Source organism: Franzmannia pantelleriensis, from assembly GCF_900102875.1.
Taxonomy (GTDB): domain Bacteria; phylum Pseudomonadota; class Gammaproteobacteria; order Pseudomonadales; family Halomonadaceae; genus Franzmannia; species Franzmannia pantelleriensis.
Map to the genome: position 1 here is coordinate 110,651 of NZ_FNGH01000010.1, position 19,126 is coordinate 129,776.

Annotated in this window: 21 protein-coding genes and 1 tRNA gene; 7 read left to right on the forward strand and 15 right to left on the reverse strand. The window is 58.1% G+C overall.

The genetic code is table 11. The features are described from left to right. Positions 1–152 precede the first annotated feature (152 nt). The 8 genes from radC to BLT16_RS20675 form a co-directional block, all read right to left on the reverse strand. Positions 153–650: a RadC family protein gene (gene radC / locus BLT16_RS13770; protein WP_089659081.1), complete on the reverse strand. Its 498-nt coding sequence runs from the start codon at positions 648–650 to the stop codon at positions 153–155. Between the two features lie 11 nt (positions 651–661). Then, the gene (locus tag BLT16_RS13775) at positions 662–1,273 is read right to left on the reverse strand and encodes a lambda exonuclease family protein (RefSeq protein WP_089659082.1); all 612 of its coding nucleotides are present in this window, start codon (positions 1,271–1,273) and stop codon (positions 662–664) included. 56 nt (positions 1,274–1,329) lie between these two features. After that, positions 1,330–2,091 carry an ERF family protein gene (locus BLT16_RS13780; RefSeq protein WP_089659083.1) on the reverse strand — a complete coding sequence of 254 codons (762 nt, stop codon included), beginning with the start codon at positions 2,089–2,091 and terminating at the stop codon, positions 1,330–1,332. A gap of 10 nt (positions 2,092–2,101) precedes the next feature. Beyond that, positions 2,102–2,287 carry a hypothetical protein gene (locus BLT16_RS13785; protein WP_089659084.1) on the reverse strand — a complete coding sequence of 62 codons (186 nt, stop codon included), beginning with the start codon at positions 2,285–2,287 and terminating at the stop codon, positions 2,102–2,104. Between the two features lie 78 nt (positions 2,288–2,365). Continuing rightward, entirely contained in the window at positions 2,366–3,334 is a 969-nt protein-coding gene (locus tag BLT16_RS13790; RefSeq protein ID WP_089659085.1) for a DUF932 domain-containing protein, read from the reverse strand. Between the two features lie 106 nt (positions 3,335–3,440). Then, positions 3,441–3,773, reverse strand: coding sequence for a hypothetical protein (locus tag BLT16_RS13795; protein ID WP_089659086.1), 333 nt, complete (start codon positions 3,771–3,773; stop codon positions 3,441–3,443). A 307-nt stretch (positions 3,774–4,080) separates the two neighbouring features. Then, complete coding sequence (locus BLT16_RS20840) at positions 4,081–4,221, reverse strand: hypothetical protein (protein WP_176817239.1); 141 nt, start codon at positions 4,219–4,221, stop codon at positions 4,081–4,083. A gap of 234 nt (positions 4,222–4,455) precedes the next feature. Further along, positions 4,456–5,562, reverse strand: coding sequence for a coiled-coil domain-containing protein (locus BLT16_RS20675; RefSeq protein WP_143025075.1), 1,107 nt, complete (start codon positions 5,560–5,562; stop codon positions 4,456–4,458). Between the two features lie 450 nt (positions 5,563–6,012). Between BLT16_RS20675 and BLT16_RS13805 the strand changes: the two genes are divergently transcribed. The 3 genes from BLT16_RS13805 to BLT16_RS13815 all read left to right on the forward strand — a co-directional run bounded on the left by BLT16_RS13805 (position 6,013) and on the right by BLT16_RS13815 (position 9,517). Then, positions 6,013–7,134, forward strand: coding sequence for a YagK/YfjJ domain-containing protein (locus BLT16_RS13805; RefSeq protein ID WP_089659088.1), 1,122 nt, complete (start codon positions 6,013–6,015; stop codon positions 7,132–7,134). Positions 7,135–7,346: 212 nt separating this feature from the next. Next, the gene (locus BLT16_RS20680; RefSeq protein WP_143025076.1) at positions 7,347–7,778 is read left to right on the forward strand and encodes a helix-turn-helix domain-containing protein; all 432 of its coding nucleotides are present in this window, start codon (positions 7,347–7,349) and stop codon (positions 7,776–7,778) included. Positions 7,779–7,843: 65 nt separating this feature from the next. Further along, positions 7,844–9,517: a YfjI family protein gene (locus tag BLT16_RS13815; RefSeq protein ID WP_143025077.1), complete on the forward strand. Its 1,674-nt coding sequence runs from the start codon at positions 7,844–7,846 to the stop codon at positions 9,515–9,517. Positions 9,518–9,626: 109 nt separating this feature from the next. On the opposite strand, the gene BLT16_RS13820 is transcribed toward BLT16_RS13815, so the two are convergent. Next, positions 9,627–10,130 (reverse strand): hypothetical protein, encoded by a 504-nt coding sequence (locus tag BLT16_RS13820; RefSeq protein ID WP_143025078.1) that lies wholly within the window; start codon positions 10,128–10,130, stop codon positions 9,627–9,629. A gap of 178 nt (positions 10,131–10,308) precedes the next feature. Here BLT16_RS13820 and BLT16_RS13825 point away from each other — a divergent pair, with 178 nt between their 5' ends. Together BLT16_RS13825 and BLT16_RS13830 are read left to right on the forward strand one after the other, a co-directional pair. Continuing rightward, positions 10,309–11,043: a LexA family transcriptional regulator gene (locus tag BLT16_RS13825; protein WP_089659092.1), complete on the forward strand. Its 735-nt coding sequence runs from the start codon at positions 10,309–10,311 to the stop codon at positions 11,041–11,043. 320 nt (positions 11,044–11,363) lie between these two features. After that, on the forward strand, positions 11,364–12,362 hold the full coding sequence (locus tag BLT16_RS13830; protein WP_089659093.1) for a tyrosine-type recombinase/integrase: 999 nt from the start codon (positions 11,364–11,366) through the stop codon (positions 12,360–12,362). Between the two features lie 39 nt (positions 12,363–12,401). On the opposite strand, the gene BLT16_RS13835 is transcribed toward BLT16_RS13830, so the two are convergent. Then, positions 12,402–12,478, reverse strand: a tRNA-Ile gene (locus BLT16_RS13835). A 142-nt stretch (positions 12,479–12,620) separates the two neighbouring features. Between BLT16_RS13835 and BLT16_RS13840 the strand changes: the two genes are divergently transcribed. After that, positions 12,621–13,196: a hypothetical protein gene (locus tag BLT16_RS13840; protein ID WP_089659094.1), complete on the forward strand. Its 576-nt coding sequence runs from the start codon at positions 12,621–12,623 to the stop codon at positions 13,194–13,196. 2 nt (positions 13,197–13,198) lie between these two features. On the opposite strand, the gene nrdF is transcribed toward BLT16_RS13840, so the two are convergent. From nrdF to BLT16_RS13865, 5 genes are all read right to left on the reverse strand, one after another. After that, a complete protein-coding gene (nrdF, locus tag BLT16_RS13845) occupies positions 13,199–14,191 on the reverse strand; it encodes a class 1b ribonucleoside-diphosphate reductase subunit beta (RefSeq protein WP_089659095.1) in 993 nt (330 codons plus the stop codon). Positions 14,192–14,205: 14 nt separating this feature from the next. After that, on the reverse strand, positions 14,206–16,359 hold the full coding sequence (gene nrdE, locus BLT16_RS13850) for a class 1b ribonucleoside-diphosphate reductase subunit alpha (protein ID WP_089659096.1): 2,154 nt from the start codon (positions 16,357–16,359) through the stop codon (positions 14,206–14,208). Next, positions 16,356–16,808 (reverse strand): class Ib ribonucleoside-diphosphate reductase assembly flavoprotein NrdI, encoded by a 453-nt coding sequence (gene nrdI, locus BLT16_RS13855; protein WP_089659097.1) that lies wholly within the window; start codon positions 16,806–16,808, stop codon positions 16,356–16,358. Before nrdI ends, nrdE begins: the two co-directional genes overlap by 4 nt. 31 nt (positions 16,809–16,839) lie before the next feature. Beyond that, a complete protein-coding gene (gene nrdH / locus BLT16_RS13860) occupies positions 16,840–17,061 on the reverse strand; it encodes a glutaredoxin-like protein NrdH (protein WP_089659098.1) in 222 nt (73 codons plus the stop codon). A gap of 321 nt (positions 17,062–17,382) precedes the next feature. Further along, entirely contained in the window at positions 17,383–17,994 is a 612-nt protein-coding gene (locus BLT16_RS13865; protein ID WP_089659099.1) for a superoxide dismutase, read from the reverse strand. A 139-nt stretch (positions 17,995–18,133) separates the two neighbouring features. Between BLT16_RS13865 and BLT16_RS13870 the strand changes: the two genes are divergently transcribed. Further along, positions 18,134–19,123 (forward strand): helix-turn-helix transcriptional regulator, encoded by a 990-nt coding sequence (locus BLT16_RS13870; protein WP_245701667.1) that lies wholly within the window; start codon positions 18,134–18,136, stop codon positions 19,121–19,123. The last annotated feature ends 3 nt before the right edge of the window (positions 19,124–19,126 follow it).

Here is a 19,126-nt window from a genome sequence, read left to right on the forward strand (position 1 = left end):
GGCCGGCACGCGGCAGCCGCAACGTGCAACCAGGCATTTCGAGGCGCTCATGATTTGCCGTTGCAATGCTGGGGCTCTAGGCAAAATAAAAAAATACCAACTAAACCGGTGCTGCCCGATGGGCAGCACCGGTTTTTGTCGCAATATGGGCACTATAGATCCCCCCGCTCCGCAAACGAAACGCATCCCTCACTACCGACCACGATGTGATCGATGACCCGCACTTCGACCAGCCCCAGCGCGTCCTTGAGCCGCTGGGTGATGCGCCGGTCCGCATCGCTGGGCTCTGGATCGCCGCTTGGGTGGTTGTGGGCCAAGATCACAGCCGCGGCGTTATTGGCCAGTGCCTGCTTGACCACCTCACGGGGGTAGACGCTGGCCGAGTCGATGGTGCCGCGGAACAACTCCTCGAAGCAGATGACGCGATGCTGGCTGTCGAGGAAGATGGCACTGAACACCTCATGCTCGTAGTCCTGCAGCAGAATCTGCAGGTACTCGAACGCTAGCGCCGGCTGGGTGATCTTGCGCCCCCTGGCCAGCCGTCGACGGGCGAAGGTCTGGGCGATGCTCAGCAGCTCTGCTTCGGTCACCGTGTCGGTGATGCGATAGGTACCGGCGGTCTCGCCGGCACTCAGCTTACGGTGATTCATAGGGTGTCTCCTCAGGCCGCCATCACTTGCGCCATGCGGCGCTCCATTTCCTCGTAGAACGCCTCGACCCGCTCGGCGATGGTCTTGATCAGCGCCTCGTCCCGGTAGGCGCGCTTCACGAACAGCGGCATCCCCGGCCAGTAGCTGACGAAGTCGATCCATTCCCGCTCGCTGACCCACAGGCCTCCCTGGCATTGGGCCACGTGTTCCTGCGGCAGCTCACCGTCCAGCAGCAGCTCGATCTGGTACTTGGGCAGCTTGGTCTTGATCTCGGCCAGGCCGTGGCTGTCCACCAGGCAGTCCGGTGAATAGCCCACGCCGTGGTTGAGAATGATGCCGACCTCCTCGAGGCGAGGCAGGCCAGTGGCTTCCTGGTAAAGCTCCCGGGCCACCGGTTCCAGTTCGTGGCCACGCTGGGTATGGGCATTGCCCTGGAAGGCATCCGAGGGCTCACCGGTGATACGCTCGCCGATCAGCTGGTGCATGTAGCTGATGGCGCCAGTACCGAAGCCTGCCGGCCCCTTGCCCTTGACCAGCAGGGTCTTCAGCTCGGACATGGTGACGATACCGAGGCGTGCGGCATGCCATTCGGGCGTGCCCTGTTCCAGTGTCAGGATCTGCATGACGATCTCCTTGTGACATGACGGCATAGCGGCGAGGGGTAACCCTCGCCGATCGCTCAGTGACGTTGATGGTTGGGTAGGGCCCGCTTCTGCAGCGAGGCACGCAGCTTGTCGAAGTCGCTGCGGGGGACCCGCTCGACCTCGCCGTACTTGCCAACGAGCCACTCCTGGGTAGTGATGGGACAGGCGGTGATCAGCTGCTTGAGTTGGCTGGCCTGGAAGGGCGTGACCACCTTCATTGGGGGCGCGGCGCCCTGACCGTTGTCGTCCTGGCCGCGGGTGGTGATGTTGAGCAGCGCACACAGCACGTAGCGCTTGCCGTAGCTGGTGGATGAACCGAAGGCCTGCACGGCGTTCTTGTTGCCACTGACGTCCGCCGGCAGCAGCATGCTGGTCTCCTCGCGATGACCTCCCTGGTGCATCAGCACACCGGTGACCTGAATACCACGCTCCTGTGTCTGAATACGGAAGCTCACCGCAAAGCCGTGGCGCTGCATGATCGGGCGTACGGTGTCGACGATATCCTCCAACGTGGCGTAGGCGCCGTTGTTGCCCTGGCCACGCTCGGCGATGCTCGGCATCTCGGTCTGCATCGACGCCATGGCAGCGCTGTAGGCCATCAGCGCCTGGCGGTCGAGGACACGCTCCTGCATCTGCAGCAGTCGCTCCATCTTGTCGATGTCGACCTCCGGGTTGAGAGCGGCACGCTCGATCACCTGGATGATCGCCGTGCTCTCCTGCAGCGGCGGGTCCGTCGACACCTGGCCGTTGTGCCCAGATGGCTTAGGAGAAGGCGTTGGTTGGGTAGTGGTTGCCATGTTGACCTCCTTATAGGTAGCGGTTGATGACCTCGTAGAGCTGTTCGGCCGGGACCGGCTCCAGTGACACGACCACGCGGTAGATCCGGCCCTCGGCCAGCACGTGGGTATGGGTTTCACGTTCATTGGCCCCCAGCAGCTGGCGAGTCAGCTGGGTCAGGGCGCGGCAGATCTCGAATGACAATCGCGATGACATGAGTCCTCCAGAAACAGAAACGTCCGGCCTTGGTGGGGGCCGGGCGCTATGCCGTGATGTGTAGGGGAACGATATCGATCAGGCGATCAGCGCCATGGCCGACGCCAGCGCCTTGTCCTTGAGGCTCGCTCCCTGGCCGAACCAGGCGGAATCCATGCGGTAGTCGTTGCTTCGGGCGCGCTTCTCGTGGTCGACGTACTCGGTGATGGCGTTGAGCAGGCCCCAGGCGGTGCCCTGGGCCGTGCAGAGCTGCGAGCCCCGCCCTTCGCCCTGGTAGAGCTTCTGGACGCGGTTGAGCGCCCGGACGTTGGGCAGCTTGGAAGGATCGTCCAGCGGCGCCTCGGCGTTGCAGATCACCGACTGGAAATAGGTCTTGATCTCGTCCTGGCTGACCTTGCGTTCGGCCAGGGTCTTCATTCGATACATGAAGTCGTCCCATTGGGCGACTGAGATGCCCAGCTGTTGCTTGACCAGCTGCGGGCGAAACTCGGTGCTGTGCGGCACCTTCACGCCTTGGCTCATGCCATCCACGGCGATGGTCAGAGTGTTGTTGCAGACGACTCGGACTGACGTGGGTGTGGCGACGGTGGCCAGTGAGCCATCACAGGACGTGGCCAACAGCAGATAGGCGTTGACCTGGTCCTGACCCTTAAGCGCCGTGCCCAGTCCGCTACGGGCCAGCGCCCAGAACTTTCTACCGCCCTTGAGCACCCCAGCGGTTTCCAGCTCATAGCCAGCGTACTCGGTCAGATCCCGGTAGAACTCCAGCACCTCTTCCGGCTGTACCACCTTATAGCGCTGGGAGACCACCGACAGCGGGGCCTTGGTGTCGGAGCGGTAGAGCACCTTCTGCTCAGGGAAAGAGTGGATGCTGCCCAGGTGCCCAGCGCCGTTGGTGATGAAGCGCACCGGGGATGCCTCGATGTGCCAGTCCATACCGGCTTGTTGCCGCCAGATCTCCAGCGGTTGATGACGCGACAGCTGCTGCCCCAGGCCGTGCCAGGGGGTGTCGCCGACGTAAGCCATTTGCTCGATCAGATGTGCCATGGGTATAGCTCCTTGAAACGTTGTGATCACGGCATAGCAGCCCGCCACCCGAGGGCAGCGGGCCATGCGCGCGCGAGTTGAGGGAAAACAGGGATGAGCGTAGGGATCAGTCCGCCACGGGGCGGAAACTGTGACCGCAATCGCCGCACTGATGGTTGTCGAGTACCTTGTCGTCAAGCTGTGCGCCGAGACGTGCGCCGGTGACGCCGCCAGCGGCACAGCCAATCAGGCCGCCCAGCACGGCGCCGGTGATGCTACCGACACTGATACCGACAGGACCGGCCATTGCCCCCATGATGGCGCCGGTCTTGGCACCACTGAGGGCTCCAGCCGACCCTGAAGCCATTCCGGCGGCAGCGCCGGTAACCCCGCACACCTTGCGGCCGTGGTGTCGGGACATGACGTGATGTGAGCCACAGCTTGGGCAGCTTGTGGGCATGGCAGTACCTCCATGATGAACGCTGAGAACCCAGTCGTCTGGGGCTTCATCGTGGTAGTACAGGGCTGAGATTTTTTTGAATCGAATCGGTGAGCAGGTAGCTGGCAACCCAGTGGTCTGCCTTGTCTACGACAGTAACTTTTTCAATGACTTACTCGGAAAACGCCTGGCATTCACTGGGCATTGGCTCTTCAGCCCCCGGTATGCTCCCCTCTGGGCGTGCTAGGCCATTTGGCTTTGTATGTTATTAGATATAACCATGGGTTCTATAGGGGGGGGGTATTCAATAGCTCTAAAGACAATGGGCTCACGTAGTAAGAGCCCAATAGGAAGGGGGAGAATGCTGGCGAGCCACTTCACCGAAGGTGGTCTTGCTCTGGAAGAGGTCCATGACCACAGCGGCCTTGTGCTCCGCGGTCCATCGTTTGACGGTGGGTTCGTTGCTCATCTCATCCTCCTGATCACCGCACTCTAGACTGTGCAGTTCAGGAAGGGGGCGCTTCAATTGAATTGGCGGCTGCGGCCTGAAAATGTGTCCGCTCTGACTTGAGACCGCCCAGCAATCTCTGCCCGAGCTTGGGGCAGAGGTTGCCTACGGTGAAGTGCTTAACGCCAAGGTTAATCTGAGATTCTTTCAAGCCAGAATCTTTGGCTTGAAAAATATCCCAAATCTTAAGGCTTCTTATAGGGTGCTTATAAGAGAGCCTCGATATCGTGACATTATTTGATTCATTTCAGCGTGGCCTCCTGTGGCTCGAAGGAACTCCTCGTAATTTTGTAATCTATTCTCATAAATTCTATCGATTGCGTGCCTGTAGTTATGATAGGTCGTGTTAACGTAACCCCTGATACGTGAGTGACCTTCGAATCCAGCATGCAGAACCTCATAGGTTCCATTTGGGGCCACTACCCATGAAAAACTTTCTAAAGCATATACATCATCACTTTGGTTTTTTAGCTCTGCAACGAAATCTCTCACTAATGTTTCGAATTTTTCAGCACGAACGACTACCTCTTCTTCTAGCTCTGCCAACAAGTTCTTGTTCTCGTCTACAGCCCTTCTGGCCGAGGCAAGTGATCTGGCTCTGTTCTCTTCTGCCCTTTTGTTAATCTCATCAATTTCCCTCTCTAAGCGTTCAATATCGGAGAGCGTGGTGCGTTTTTCCTCTTCGAGAAATGTTTCAATAATCCGCTTTGCTCGATCCTGCCTTTCCACATTGGGCTCCGAGTAGCCAAGTGGAATGGAGTCAGTTGCCATTTCATGTCTTGCCGATATGATATCAAAGGGCAACCTGAAAGTAGAAAACCTACCTTCAGCTACATCATCCAAGGTTAGACTTGAAAGTTCTTCACGTTTCTCTATCAGCACTGCCACCCTTTGTCCCAGGCGAATAGCCTCAGGATGTGGCTCATCCATCTCTATCTCGTCCAAGACATGCGTCAAATAACGCTCATGATAAACAAGGCCTTCGGTTATCTCGTCAATTCTATATTCTGTACCAGATTTCCTACCTATCAAACCGAGGAAATCCTCTGCAGATTCTTCTATGAATCTTTCTTCAAACTCCAGCACGTCGCGCATGACACATGAGTAATCAATTATTTTCTCACCTCTTTCACCATTCCTTGTTGACCAGTCTACGGACTTGCAAAGCTTTCTGTTGTCAAATAACTGGCCAACCGTATAAGAAGAATATCCAGGGATCGTACTTCCCTTAAGGTCTTCTATGTCATGATCGGAGCACCCATAAATCAAAAAAGCAAGCGGGAGCATGCACAGGTTTCTCATGTCATCTCCATTAATTTTCTTTTCGTAAAAAACAGCATAAAAGCTCCTATTAATTTTTGCCTTCCCCCGTCTTTCCGGAAGAAATTAGCATACGTTTGGCGCGTTATTTGTTATTAAAAGGGCAGCCGGTTAAGCTTCAAAAAAATCTGACCATAAATATCGGCATTTTTTGATGGTTCTTTAGGCACAGCACAAAAAAAATTAAGGAACCACGGATCTCATATCCGTCTTGTTACCCTACAGAGGCGCTATGGGCAGGAGGGGAGATCCCCAAAAGGATCGAATCGACCTTCCAGTCTTGGACAGCATCACGTAGCCAGCGAGACCTCGAAGTGGCCAGGCCTCTTGGAGATGGCCTGCCACGTTTCCCGGCGGTGACGTAAATTTCTACATGCCTCGGCGATGGTACGAGCGAAACGCTCCAACACCATCAAAGAGAGGCAATCCCCCATGTACGATGATGCTAACGACGACACCCTGAGCGAAGCGGAAATGCTGGCCATCTGCCAAGGCATGAGCAGCACCGTGCTGGAGACCTCCGCCTTAGGGCAGGAGATCGCCACGCTTTCACACCACCTCTGGCGACAGGACTTGATCGAGGTGGATCGGCAACTGAAGGGCTTGGCCGTAACCGGTACGCTGCTGCAGAGTGAACGGCTGATCCTTCCGGATAGTTACGGCAGTGATGTCGTGGTATTGGCACCGAACGCTCTGCTGGACACGCTGACCACGCTCTATACGGTGCTGGTGACGATGTTCAAGGAGACTGACATCGGTCAGCACTATCGTCCGAGCCCTCACGCCCAGCGCTTCCTTTGGGCGTTTGCGAGCTGTGCCTATCTGCGTGAGGCAGGATTCCATCAGCCACCCACCATGAGCCGGCAGGTAGCAGAGCAGACGGTCGTCGACCTCAATCAGCGACTGACGGCCTGGTACCAATGCATGAAGCAGCCGGACTTTGCCTACGAGTGCAACCGGAACCGCCGCAATAGCCGCAACAATTACCAGAGTCTCCGGGATCTAATGGATACCCTATTCGCCTGTCATAGCCGCCTGACGGTACTGCGAGTCGATCTGAGCTATACTGAGATGGATGGGCCGTATATCAACTATGAGACGGCGCGCTACCATCGTGAACAGCTGTGCCGGATGTTTCACTCCTACGCGCTCTTTGATCACCTACTTGGCTACGCTTGGAAGCTAGAATGGCGTCCTCAGAAGGGATTTCATTACCATTTCGTATTCTTCTTCGATGGCCATCAGGTGCAGGAAGACGTTACCAAGGCTCGGCTTATCGGCGAGCTATGGGCGCGCTCCATCACCGGCGGCCAGGGCCACTATTTCAACTGCAATCGCAATGCTGAGAACGTCTATCACTACTACGCCTTGGGGCGCATCGACTACCACGACTTCAAGAAACAGCGCGGCCTGGACTACATCGCCCGCTACCTGACCAAGATCGATGAGTACGCCGCCATGCTGGTCACTGGCCGTACATTCCAGACCAGCCCAACGCCGACCTTGCCCGATGGACCACGCCCTGGTCGACCTAGGAAGTTCTCAGCCTCCTAGGCCTGTCATCAGCGTCGGCACTTCACACATCTGCCCGCTGACCATTCAGCTTTATTGTAATGCGCTCATGGTATGAGTCGTCACGGCAGTCACGGGAATAAGCCGGTGATTCCGTCTTGCGGCGGCCAATGCCGGGCTACTTTCTCCCCGCTTTTCTACTAGGCCTTCCCTGAACATGGTAGGCCTTTTCGTCAATCCATTGGAGTGAAACGATGTCCACTTTCCCCCCGAAACATCATCCCAGCGATCTGCCTGAAGAGTCACGTCATTACGATGATAGTAGCAGGCCGCCCCTATTACCCTGGCAGGCAGTCAGCAAGGCAGAGTGGGAAGCTCAGCAGCAGAATGCCCATGCCATCGATCCTGTCATCGAGCCATCGCCTCCAACCTGGCATACCCCACCACCGTATCCGCCCACGGAGGACAAACGCTTGGCTGAGATGGAGCAGAATGAGCCCAAACGACGGCTGATTCGCGATGCCAAAGCATTGGCCAAGATCCGAAAGATCTCCCAGGCGAAAATGGCTGAGGAAATGGGGGTGTCCCATCGTACCCTGGAGGAGTGGCTGCAGTTCCGTCGGTATCCACGCGGACCTGGGCAGACTCTGATCAAGCGTTGGTTAATTAATCATAAAAATGAGTAGAAACCATGCTATAGCTGCTATACCCTAGCAGCTATAGCATGATTTAAAGATTAACGGAGAAAAAATTGGTTACACATAATGCTCCGCAAGCCACGCCGATCGAAGTTCCCTTTGGGGATGATAGGCCTGATCATTGGCCAAAGTATCGTGAGAGCAGCCTATTTTGGTCGGCTTCCGTCGAAGCGGCAGGGGAAGTTCAGGTCCCTTTAGAGATGGCAGTCATGTGCGCCCTTGGAGCGATTTCTGTCTCTTGCCAAGGGCTCGTTGATGTCGAGATGCCTATAGGTCATACGGTACAAACGCCTCTCATGCTGCTGACGTTAGCGGAATCTGGCGAACGGAAAACCACCGTGCAAAATCTTTTTTTTCGGTCAATATCCGCTCTCAATCGAGCTTCAATTCAAATCAGCAATGAGAGACTCTCGCAGCATAGTTTTGATGTTGACGTATGGAATGTAGAGGAAAAGGCTCTCAAAATCGCATTGACAAAAGCGATTAAAAGCTCAGACGCAACGTCTATCGAAAGAGCCAGAGAAAGACTAAATTCCATTCAAAAAAATAAGCCAATTCCACCCAATCTTCCTAGGCTTATTTACGATGACACGACACCTCAGGCGCTTGTATACCACCTGCACGAGCATTCACGTTATGGCTGCCTTCTGACCAGTGAGGCTAACAGCATATTCAGTGGTCTAGCGCTTCAGGATTTGGACAAAATAAATACGCTTTGGGATGGCGGCGATGTCATTGTAGACCGAATGACTCGTCCCAGCTTCATTCTCTCCGGCGCACGACTAACTCTTTCACTAATGACACAGCCCAGTGTAATAGATCGCTTCCTTTCCAAGCGAGGTGAAGAGGCGAGGGGCATGGGGTTTCTTGCGCGTTTTTTGGTGATAAAGCCAGGAAAAATGGCTGGAAATCGTGCCACTAGAAACTTACGCGACCTCCCGCATATTGATCGATTCAACCAAAAATCTTACGAACTTCTCACTGAGCCTGATGGAATCACCCCTACCACTTTTGATCCTTCAACAGAAAAACAGCTTCTGAGATTCACTTCTGAGGCTTCTGAATTGTGGAAAAGGTACCATCAGGGCATTGAAGACTCGATTAAGGATGGCGGTCCATATCAATACTATTCGGACCACGCATCAAAACTGATGGATAATGTCACTCGCATGTCCGCCTTGATCCATTTCTTTGAGGGCTATGAGGGTGATATTTCCAAGGATACTCTAATATTTTGCTATGACTTCGTCCGCAAGTGCTCTATTCACTTTCAGCGCTTTTTAGCAGGCGAGCCTCAGGTAGTCTCTGATGCTAACGAACTTGCCAAACACCTCATCGAGTGGGCTGACAAAGACAATCAGAATCCTCTCGCTAGCTCCCCAGAGCTTCCTGAGCATCTGGCGCTAGGTAGAGAGCAAGAATTTACCATGACACGATTGAAACAATACGGCCCTTACCGCCTACGTGGAAGGGAAAGTGATCAGCGTCTTCGAGAATCAGTCAAGCTTTTGCAAAAGCTTGGACATGTCGAGTATCACAGAGGTTTAAGGAAATATCGTTTCAGAGAGCACATTTTTTCCGGAACAAATGGGCCTGATATACGCAACGGTATCGAGTATCATCTCGACAGCTTGCCCCTGTTTTCAGAGCAGGAGTATTACAGTCCTCCTCGCCAGAAGTTTGGCGGTTTTAGGTCGGGATTTTACCTTATCAAGCCCGGCTATTGATTCTTGATACAGCCGAGGCGCCGTCATCAGGTGTGATCACCTGTCTGCTATCGAGTACGAGCGGCGCCACTTCCAGAACCTGGCGGGTGTCTAGAATATTCGGCGTAATTCATCCATTATTGCTAGTCCTTTCCAGCTCCCGTTGCAAGGCATTGGCAACATCAGACCAGCCCTGAAAGGCAGCCGCCACCCGCAACGTCGGCGGATTAGGCTCTGCCGTGCTGGTCTCCCATACCACTACCGAATGGATAAAACGCCTCAGCCACATAAAGTCAGCGTCACCTGGCACCAGAGGACGCCCCGTTAACACCGCCTCCTTTGATCGGAATCCGTCGCCTTTGAGCTCATCAAAGGTCTTCCAGTTAGCACAGATGAAATGATTGTTGAGTGCGGCTTCACGGAAGGCAGGCACTTCTCGCTGGGATACCCATTGCATGGCCACCATCTGGGGGTCATATGTCGCACTAGTGTCGAGAAAGCGCCTTGGGTCCCGGGAGGTATCCGTCAGGCGGTCGAACGCCCGCTGTAAGGCTTTACAGTGGCGAATCATGTCCACTGCTTGCGACGGGCGGACGTGGGTTTGGTAACTGACGGGAGCAGATGAAATTTTCATGCGCCGCAGGATGCCCTATTTTCCCGTTTGTTGCACCGTCCTCATCAGGCCGAGGACGGCCTGCTACCCTTGGCGTCGCTGGCGGGGCTGCAAGTCTGCGCTGTTGGCATGGACTCGGGGCGAAAAAATCAATACATTTGCGTATTGACGATGTCACAGTACAGGTAGGCAGCCCGGTATGAATCCAGCAACATCAATCGCTGAGCGACTTCGCCAGCTCATGGAAGAGCAGGGGGTAGGTGAAAATGAGCTGGCTCGGCGCTCCAAGGTGCCACAGCCGACCATACATCGCATCCTCAAAGGCGTTAGCAAATCCCCAAGAATCAGTAATTTGGAGAGCATTGCTGCCTCGTTAGGAACCACTGCAAGCTTCCTTGCGCATGGCGATGCTAAACAAGCTTCCTCCACTCCGGCAGGCTCGGGGGCGTCGGGTACGTTCCCAGTGATTGGAGCAGCGGCAGCTGCCCTTGCCGGAGGAGCACGGTACGATAAAGAACCCACTGCTCAGCACCTCAGGTCTTACCCCATTCTCACCTGGCCCGAAGCTATGCAGGCAAGTCAGCTCAAGGAGCCTGCCTCAGATGAGAAAAGGCAATTTGAATCAAGTGACTACTTACAGGTCGGTGTGGCTTTTTGGCTAAGAATGCGTGGTGATGCGATGGCAGCACCCATCGGTTCCTCGCCCAGCCTGCCGGAAGGTACCTTGGTTCTCATGGACACCGGCTTGGAAGCAGCCCCTGGAAAGCTGGTGCTAGCCGCTCCTGCAGGCTCGGCTGAACCAACCCTCCGGACGCTGATTGACGAAAGCGGCCAGATTTTCTTGAAGCCCCTGAACCCCTCTTACCCCTTGATTAAACTGGAAAAAAGCTGTCGAGTGCTGGCCGTAGCTATTGAAGCCAAGATAAAGCTGTAAACTCCCTCGCCGCTCACCGCAGGCCCTCCAGGCACGAGACTCTCCCTCCCCAATACGAAAACGTATTGACTGGCTAATGCGTTAATGTATTATTGCCTTACGACCTGCTCCATGAGGCAACGGAGGTTTCCCATGCCAGACGCATTTCTTAGACCAGAAGACGTTGCAGAAAAACTACGAATGAGCCTGAGCTGGGTATACGGGCACAAGCACGAAATCGGATACATCCAGTTTGGGAAGGCAGTGCGTTTTGAGCATGGAGCAGTTGAAGAGTACGCTAGACGCTGCAGGCGCGATCCTCAGCGGAAGGAGGATCGGAAATGGGATACACAGTCTCGCACAGGAAAGATCGTGGCACGTGGGTCGTCCGCTGCACCGTCAACGGCCAGCGTTCTCAGCGAACTTTTCGCACAGAAGGAGAAGCAAGGCAGTATGCGCTGAAGGCAGAGGCTCAACGCCAAGAGGACGAGTTCAACGGTGTCATGGGCCGCAAACCGAAGTACACCTTCTCAGAGGGACTGCAACGCATGGTCAGCGAATATGACGTTCGCTCACAGAAGCAGCATATCCTGCTGGTTGCCAGGTGGATGGATGAGCATGCGCCCGGCGTGATCATCGGGCAAGAGCTTCTGGACTCGGCTCGCAGGATGCAGAAGGCCCTCAAGGAGAAGGGATTGGCGCAGTCGACCATCAACAACCGCACTCAGGTCGTAAAGCGAGTCCTCTCGCTGTCGTACCGCGAGTGGGACTGGATCGATCTGCCGCTGGACGGCAAGCTACGCAAGCCCACACCTAAGAATGAAAGGCATGTCTACCTGACGGAGCAGGAGCTGGCCGAGCTGCTTGCAGCGGTACCCGAACGCTACCAGGTCGAGCGAGAGGTGATTTTGCTGGCAATGCTGACGGGCATGAGGCGGGGTGAGCTGATGGCACTGGAATCCAGGAACGTCTACGACGGTCGCATCGTGCTCATGCCTAACCAGACGAAAAACGGGAAGCCAAGGATCATCCCCTTGACGGAAGAAGCCCTACCGCTGGTGAAAGCCTTGCCTTTTGACACGACTGGCGACAGGGTGCGTGGCGCGTTCGAGAAAGCCCGGGAGAAGATCGGTCGCCCTGACATCCGCTTTCACGATTTGCGTCACTGCTATGCCTCATTGCTGGCGAGCAAGGGGGAGGCGTTAACGAGCATCAGGGATCTGCTCGGACACTCGTCACTGACAGTGACCAGTCGCTATGCGCATGCCGACCCGGCAAGGTGGGAGAGCGTGGTAGCGAAGTTGCCGCGGATCAGCAACCAATCAGCAACCACACACTAATGAAAAGTGACCCTTGGCGGCGTAACCGATTGATTTCATTGGTGGGCCCAGCTGGACTCGAACCAGCGACCAAGGGATTATGAGTCCCCTGCTCTAACCAACTGAGCTATAGGCCCATCGGGAGGGGCGCGTCAGCGCGCGGGGGTATGATAGCGAATGCCGATGGGTGAGGCCAGCGTAGCCACGTGCGGATTGTTGGAATGGGGCACTTTTCTCGCGGCGGCGTGTCTCTGCTGTGTCATCGACCGGGAGACTCATGTGAAAGCCTATCTTGCCCTGTTTGCCCTGCTCATCGCCCTGCCCGCCCATGCCGACTGGCAGCTCGACCCCGAGCGCTCGCAGGTCGAGGCGACCATCTTCGAGTTGACCGATAACGGCCCTGTGGAGCATCAGCACCGCGTGCGCGAGCTGCGCGGTGATATTTCCGAGGATGGCATCCTGACGCTACCGCTGCGCCTCAACCAGACCGACACGCTGGATCGCCTGGGGCCGCTGCCGCCATGGCTTTCCGGCATCACCGACATGCCGCTGGCGACGTTGAATACACAGCTGCCGCCGGAGCGCCTCGACGCCCTCGATATCGGCGAATCAATGGTCGAGACACTGACCTTCAGCGTACGCGCCGACGGCAGTCTCCAGCAGGAGCCCGTGGACCTGCGCTTCACACGCGAGGACCTCGACACGGTACGCGTGACCACCGCTGAACCGGTGGCCCTCGACGGCCAGGAGATCATGGCCAATTCCACGCTGCGCAGCGTGCTGAGCCTGCTCGGCTATCAGCGCATCGGCGACGAGGTACCGGTGGCGCTGAACGCCATCCTGATAAACCGCTAGCCTCAGAAGGCCCAGTCTTCGTCCTCGGTGGCCACCGCCTTGCCGATCACGTAGGAGGAGCCGGAGCCGGAGAAGAAGTCATGGTTCTCATCGGCGTTGGGCGAGAGCGCGGCGAGGATGGTCGGGTCGACGTCGGTGACGCTTGACGGGAACAGCGCCTCGAAGCCGAGGTTCATCAGCGCCTTGTTGGCGTTGTAGTGGAGGAATTTCTTGACGTCCTCGGTCAGACCCACCTCGTCGTAGAGCGACTCGGTGTACTTGACCTCGTTGTCGTAGAGCTCCAGCAGCAGCTCGTAGGCGTACTCCTTGACCGCCGCCTGGCGCTCCGGGGTGGCCTCGGCCAGGGCCTGCTGGAACTTGTAGCCGATGTAGTAGCCGTGCACCGCTTCGTCGCGAATGATCAGGCGGATCAGGTCGGCGGTATTGGTCAGCTTGGCGTGGCTCGACCAGTACATCGGCAGGTAGAAGCCGGAGTAGAACAGGAACGACTCGAGGAACACGCTGGCGACCTTGCGCATCAGCGGGTCGTCGGCGCGATAGCGCTCGAGGATCAGCTCCGACTTGGCCTGCAGGGTCGGGTTCTCTTCGCTCCAGCGGAAGGCGTCGTCGACGTCCCGGGTGGCGCACAGGGTCGAGAAGATCGAGCTGTAGGAGCGCGCGTGCACGGCTTCCATGAAGGCGATGTTGGCGTAGACCGCTTCTTCGTGGGGGGTACGCGCATCCGGCATCAGCGCCGGGGCGCCGACGCTGCTCTGGATGGTGTCGAGCAGCGTCAGGCCGGTAAAGACGCGGATGGTGAGCTGCTGTTCCTGATGCGTGAGGGTGTTCCACGACTGAATGTCGTTGGACAGCGGCACCTTCTCCGGCAGCCAGAAGTTACTGGTCAGGCGGTTCCACACTTCCAGGTCCTTGTCGTCCTGGAGGCGGTTCCAGTTGATGGCATCGACCCGCGAGAGGCGCGGCGCCGTGCCCTGTGCTGTGTGTGCGTTGGTCATGATTCGCTCGCTTGTCAGAGGCTGCAGGAAACGCAGCCCTCTACTTCGGTGCCTTCCAGGGCGCTTTGGCGCAGGCGCACGTAATAGAGCGTCTTAATGCCCTTGCGCCAGGCGTAGATCTGCGCCTTGTTGATGTCGCGCGTAGTGGCCGTGTCAGGGAAGAACAGCGTCAGCGACAGGCCCTGGTCGACGTGCTGCGAAGCCTCGGCATAGGTGTCGATGATCTTCTCCGGGCCGATCTCGTAGGCGTCCTGGTAGTAGTCCAGGTTGTCGTCGTTGAGATAGGGCGCCGGGTAGTAGACGCGGCCCAGCTTGCCCTCCTTGCGGATCTCGATCTTGGCCGCCACCGGGTGAATGCTCGAGGTGGAGTGGTTGATGTAGGAGATCGAGCCGGTGGGCGGCACTGCCTGCAGGTTGCGGTTGTAGAGGCCGTGCTCCATCACCGAGGCCTTGAGCGACTGCCACTCCTCGCGGGTCGGGATGGCGATGCCGGCGCGCTCGAACAGCCCCCGCACCTTCTCGGTACGCGGCTGCCACTCGTGCTCGGTGTACTTGTCGAAGAACGCCCCGCTGGCGTAGTCGGAGTCGGCGAAGCCGGCAAAGGCCGCGCCGTGCTCGACGGCCAGGCGGTTGGAGGCGCGCAGGGCATGATAGACCACGCAGTAGAAGTAGAGGTTGGTGAAGTCCAGCCCCTCTTCGGAGCCGTAGTAGATATGCTCGCGAGCCAGGAAGCCGTGCAGGTTCATCTGCCCCAGGCCGATGGCGCGGGAGTGGGCGTTGCCCTCGGCGATCGACGGCACCGAGGCGAGGTGGCTCATCTCGGAGACCGCGGTCAGGCCGCGCACGGCAATCTCGACGCTGGTGCCGATATCACCGGCGTCCATCACCTTGGCGATGTTCATCGAGCCCAGGTTGCAGGAGATGTCCTCGCCGGTGTGGCGATAGCCGAGGTCGTCGTCATAGAGGCTCGGCGTATTGACCTGGAGGATCTCCGAGCAGAGGTTGCTCATGTTGATACGCCCGGCGATGGGATTGGCGCGGTTGACGTTGTCCTCGAACATCACATAGGGATAGCCCGACTCGAACTGCACCTCGGCCAGGATCTGGAAGAATTCCCGGGCGTTGATCTTGGACTTGCGGATGCGCGAGTCGTCGACCATCTCATGGTACTTCTCGGTGACGCTGATATCGCCAAACGGCACGCCGTAGACGCGCTCCACGTCGTAGGGCGAGAACAGGTACATCGCCTCGTTGCGCTTGGCCAGCTCGAAGGTGATGTCGGGGATGGTCACGCCCAGCGACAGCGTCTTGATACGGATCTTCTCGTCGGCGTTCTCGCGCTTGGTGTCGAGGAAGCGCAGGATGTCCGGGTGGTGGGCGTTGAGATAGACCGCCCCGGCGCCCTGGCGCGCGCCCAACTGGTTGGCGTAGGAGAACGCATCCTCGAGCAGCTTCATGACCGGGATGATGCCCGACGACTGGTTCTCGATGCGCTTGATCGGCGCGCCGAACTCGCGAATGTTGCTGAGCAGGAAGGCCACGCCGCCGCCGCGCTTGGAGAGCTGCAGCGCCGAGTTGATGGCGCGACCGATGGACTCCATGTTGTCTTCGATGCGCAGCAGGAAGCACGACACCAGCTCGCCGCGCTGGCGCTTGCCGCAGTTGAGGAAGGTCGGCGTGGCAGGCTGGAAGCGGCCGCTGACGATCTCGTCGACCAGCGCCCGGGCCAGGGTCTCGTCACCGCGGGCCAGCGCCAGCGCGACCATGCACACGCGATCCTCGTAGCGCTCGAGGTAGCGCTTGCCGTCGAAGGTCTTCAGCGTATAGCTGGTGTAGTACTTGAAGGCGCCGAGAAAGCTCGGGAAACGAAACTTGTAGGCGTAGGCCTGCTCGAACAGCGACTTGATAAAGGCGCGGTCGTACTGCTCGAGCACTTCGGGCTCGTAGTAGCTCTCCTCGACCAGGTAGTCGAGCTTCTCCTCCAACGAGTGGAAGAACACCGTGTTCTGATTGACGTGCTGCAGGAAATACTGGCGCGCCGCCTCGCGGTCCTTGTCCAGCTGCAGCTCACCCTCGGGGCCATACAGATTGAGCATGGCGTTGAGGGAATGATAATCCAGCGTGCGTGCCGCCTCGCCCTGGCCGGCGGGCCGGTGGGTCTCGCTCATGGCTGTCGTTTCCAAAACGCGTCTACTCCCTGTTGAACCCTGGCCACGTCTTCATCCGTGCCCAGCAGCTCGAATCGATATAGCAGCGGTACGCCGCACTTGTCGGCGATGATGCGCCCGGCCAGGCCGTACGCGGTACCGAAGTTGGTATTGCCGGCGGCGATCACCCCTCGGATCAGCCCGCGGTTGTGCGGGTCGTTAAGGAAGTGGATCACCTGCTTGGGCACCGCGCCCTGGGTACTACCGCCACCGTAGGACGGGGTGATCAGAATATAGGGCTGGGTGACCCGCAGCGGCGGCTCGTCACGGTTCAGCGGGATGCGCCGCGCCGGCAGGCCGAGCTTCTCGACAAAGCGATGGGTATTGCCCGACTTGGTCGAGAAGTACACCAGCTCGCCATCCGGCTGAGCAGCGCTGAACGCAGCGTCTTGTGCCTGTGCGGCCGTCATGACGACCTCCCCGAATCACCGTTAGCCAGATTTATGCCAGCGCCTGAATGCGGTCCGGACGGAAGCCCGACCAGTGGTCGTCACCGGCCACCACCACCGGCAGTTGGCGGTAACCCAGGCCTTCCACCGTTTCGCGAGCGCTGGGATCCTGGCTCAGATCGATGACCTCGTAGTCGAGCCCTTGCTTGTCGAGCGCACGGTAGGTGGCGGTGCACTGGACGCAGGCGGGCTTGCTGTAAATCTCAATCTTCATGGTTATCATTCCCTTGCGATTTAAGGCATGTGTTGCGTGAACCGATGGTCATCATGATACACCATATCTGGTGAATCCTGCCACGCTGAAATCAATATATAGTGTCTATTGGCCAGAAACGCGCCTGCATACGGTAGGTCGGGCGAGGCGGTCCAATCACCTCAGAGCCCTGCTGGAAGCGTCGACAAGGCAAGTCTAGCGGCTTGAATGCGCGCGACCTTAATAGAGATCAAGAAAGACGTCGATCAGGGGGATAGCGCTGACAAAAGAGCGCCGCGGCCAGATGGCCGCGGCGATCAGATTGACGCACTCAATCGGTACTTAGGCAGTGGCCGCTTGATAGCGACGCTCGACCTCGTCCCAGTTGATCACGTTGAAGAACGCCTCGATGTAGTCGGGACGCTTGTTCTGGAACTTCAGGTAGTACGCATGCTCCCAGACGTCCAGACCGAGCACCGGCGTGTTGCCGTTGGAGATCGGGCTGTCCTGATTCAGGGAGTTCTCCACCACCAGCTTCTTCTCCGGGGTCACGCTGAGCCAGGCCCAGCCGCTACCGAAGCGACCCAGGGCAGCCTTCTTGAAGGCATCCTTGAAGTCATCGAAGCCACCCAGTTGCTCGTCGATGGCGGCTGCCACCTGGCCCTTGGGCTGACCGCCGCCCTGGGGCGACATCATTTCCCAGAACATGGTGTGGTTGGAGTGGCCGCCACCGTTGTTGATGACCGCCTGACGCTTGTCGGCCGGCACTTTGTCCAGGCTGGCCAGCAGCTCGTCTACCGGCGTCTCCTCGAGGCCGGTGCCCTCTAGGGCGGCATTGAGGTTGTTGACGTAGGTCTGGTGGTGACGCGAATGGTGGATTTCCATGGTCATCGCGTCGATGTGCGGTTCCAGCGCGTCGTAAGCGTAAGGCAAATCGGGCAGTGTATGAGGCATGACTCTAGCTCCTCCCTTTGCTGATAGAAAAGACACGGCGCTTGGCCGCAGCCCCCTATGCTAGCTCAGAATGGCAGAGCAACGCGAACGGCGCGAATGAATCGTGGTACTCGAGAATAAATACGAATAAACCTCATTCGTGTATCATGCCCTCATGCCCTACTCCTCCACCGAGAATCAACACGCGATGCCTCCAACGCCCTGCCAGCGCTACTGCGGCGATGACTTGAGCAGCTACGGGAAGCGCTTTGGCATCGCCTACCGGTTTTCCTGCCGGGGCCACCTGCCAGTGGTGCAGGGCCGGGTCGAGGAGTTTGCGCTGCGCCCGGGTATGCGCCTGACCCACTCCGACGTCGAGGTGCTCCAACACTATGCGTCCACTTCGCTGCAGTCAGCCGCGTTGCTGGTGCTGGTAGTGCTGGAGGGTGACGTAACGCTAAAGCTCGGAGACAGCGAGCTGCGCCTCACATCGGGTCAAGCGGTCAGCACCCGCCTGATCGGTTCGACGCATGCCTTGCATGCCAGCCAGGCGCCCGGTCAGCGCTTGCGTACCCTGGCGCTTGGCCTGGAGAACGCCGCGGTGCTACCGGAGCTGTCACCCGCCATGGAGACATCATCACGGTTCGCCTGGCACCTGGCCGAGCCCCTCAAGCGCGCACTGGAATACGCCCTGGAGGGGCACTGGCAAGCGGGACCGCACCGCCTGATGATGGAGGGCCTGGCACTGCAGCTGCTCGCCCACGCTCAGCACGCCGGCCATGCCGACGCCCCTCGGCGCGATGCATTGGCGGGCGGGAGTTGTGCTCCCCGCGAACAGGCACGCCTCGAGGACGTGCGCCAGCGCTTGCTGGAGCAACCGATGGAGGACTACCGGCTCGAGGACCTGGCGCGCATTGCAGCGATGAGCCCCAGCAGCCTGCGCAGCAAGTTCCGGCAAGCCTATGGCCAGTCGGTATTCGACTGCTTGCGCGAGCAGCGGCTGACCCTGGCCCGGGAGTACCTGGCCCAGGGGCTGAGCGTGCAGCAAACGGCCCTGCGCTGTGGCTATCGTCATCCCAGCAACTTCACCACCGCCTTTCGCCGCCACTTCGGCGTCTCTCCGCGTCGTCTCGCCCGCACCCTGGCATAGCGC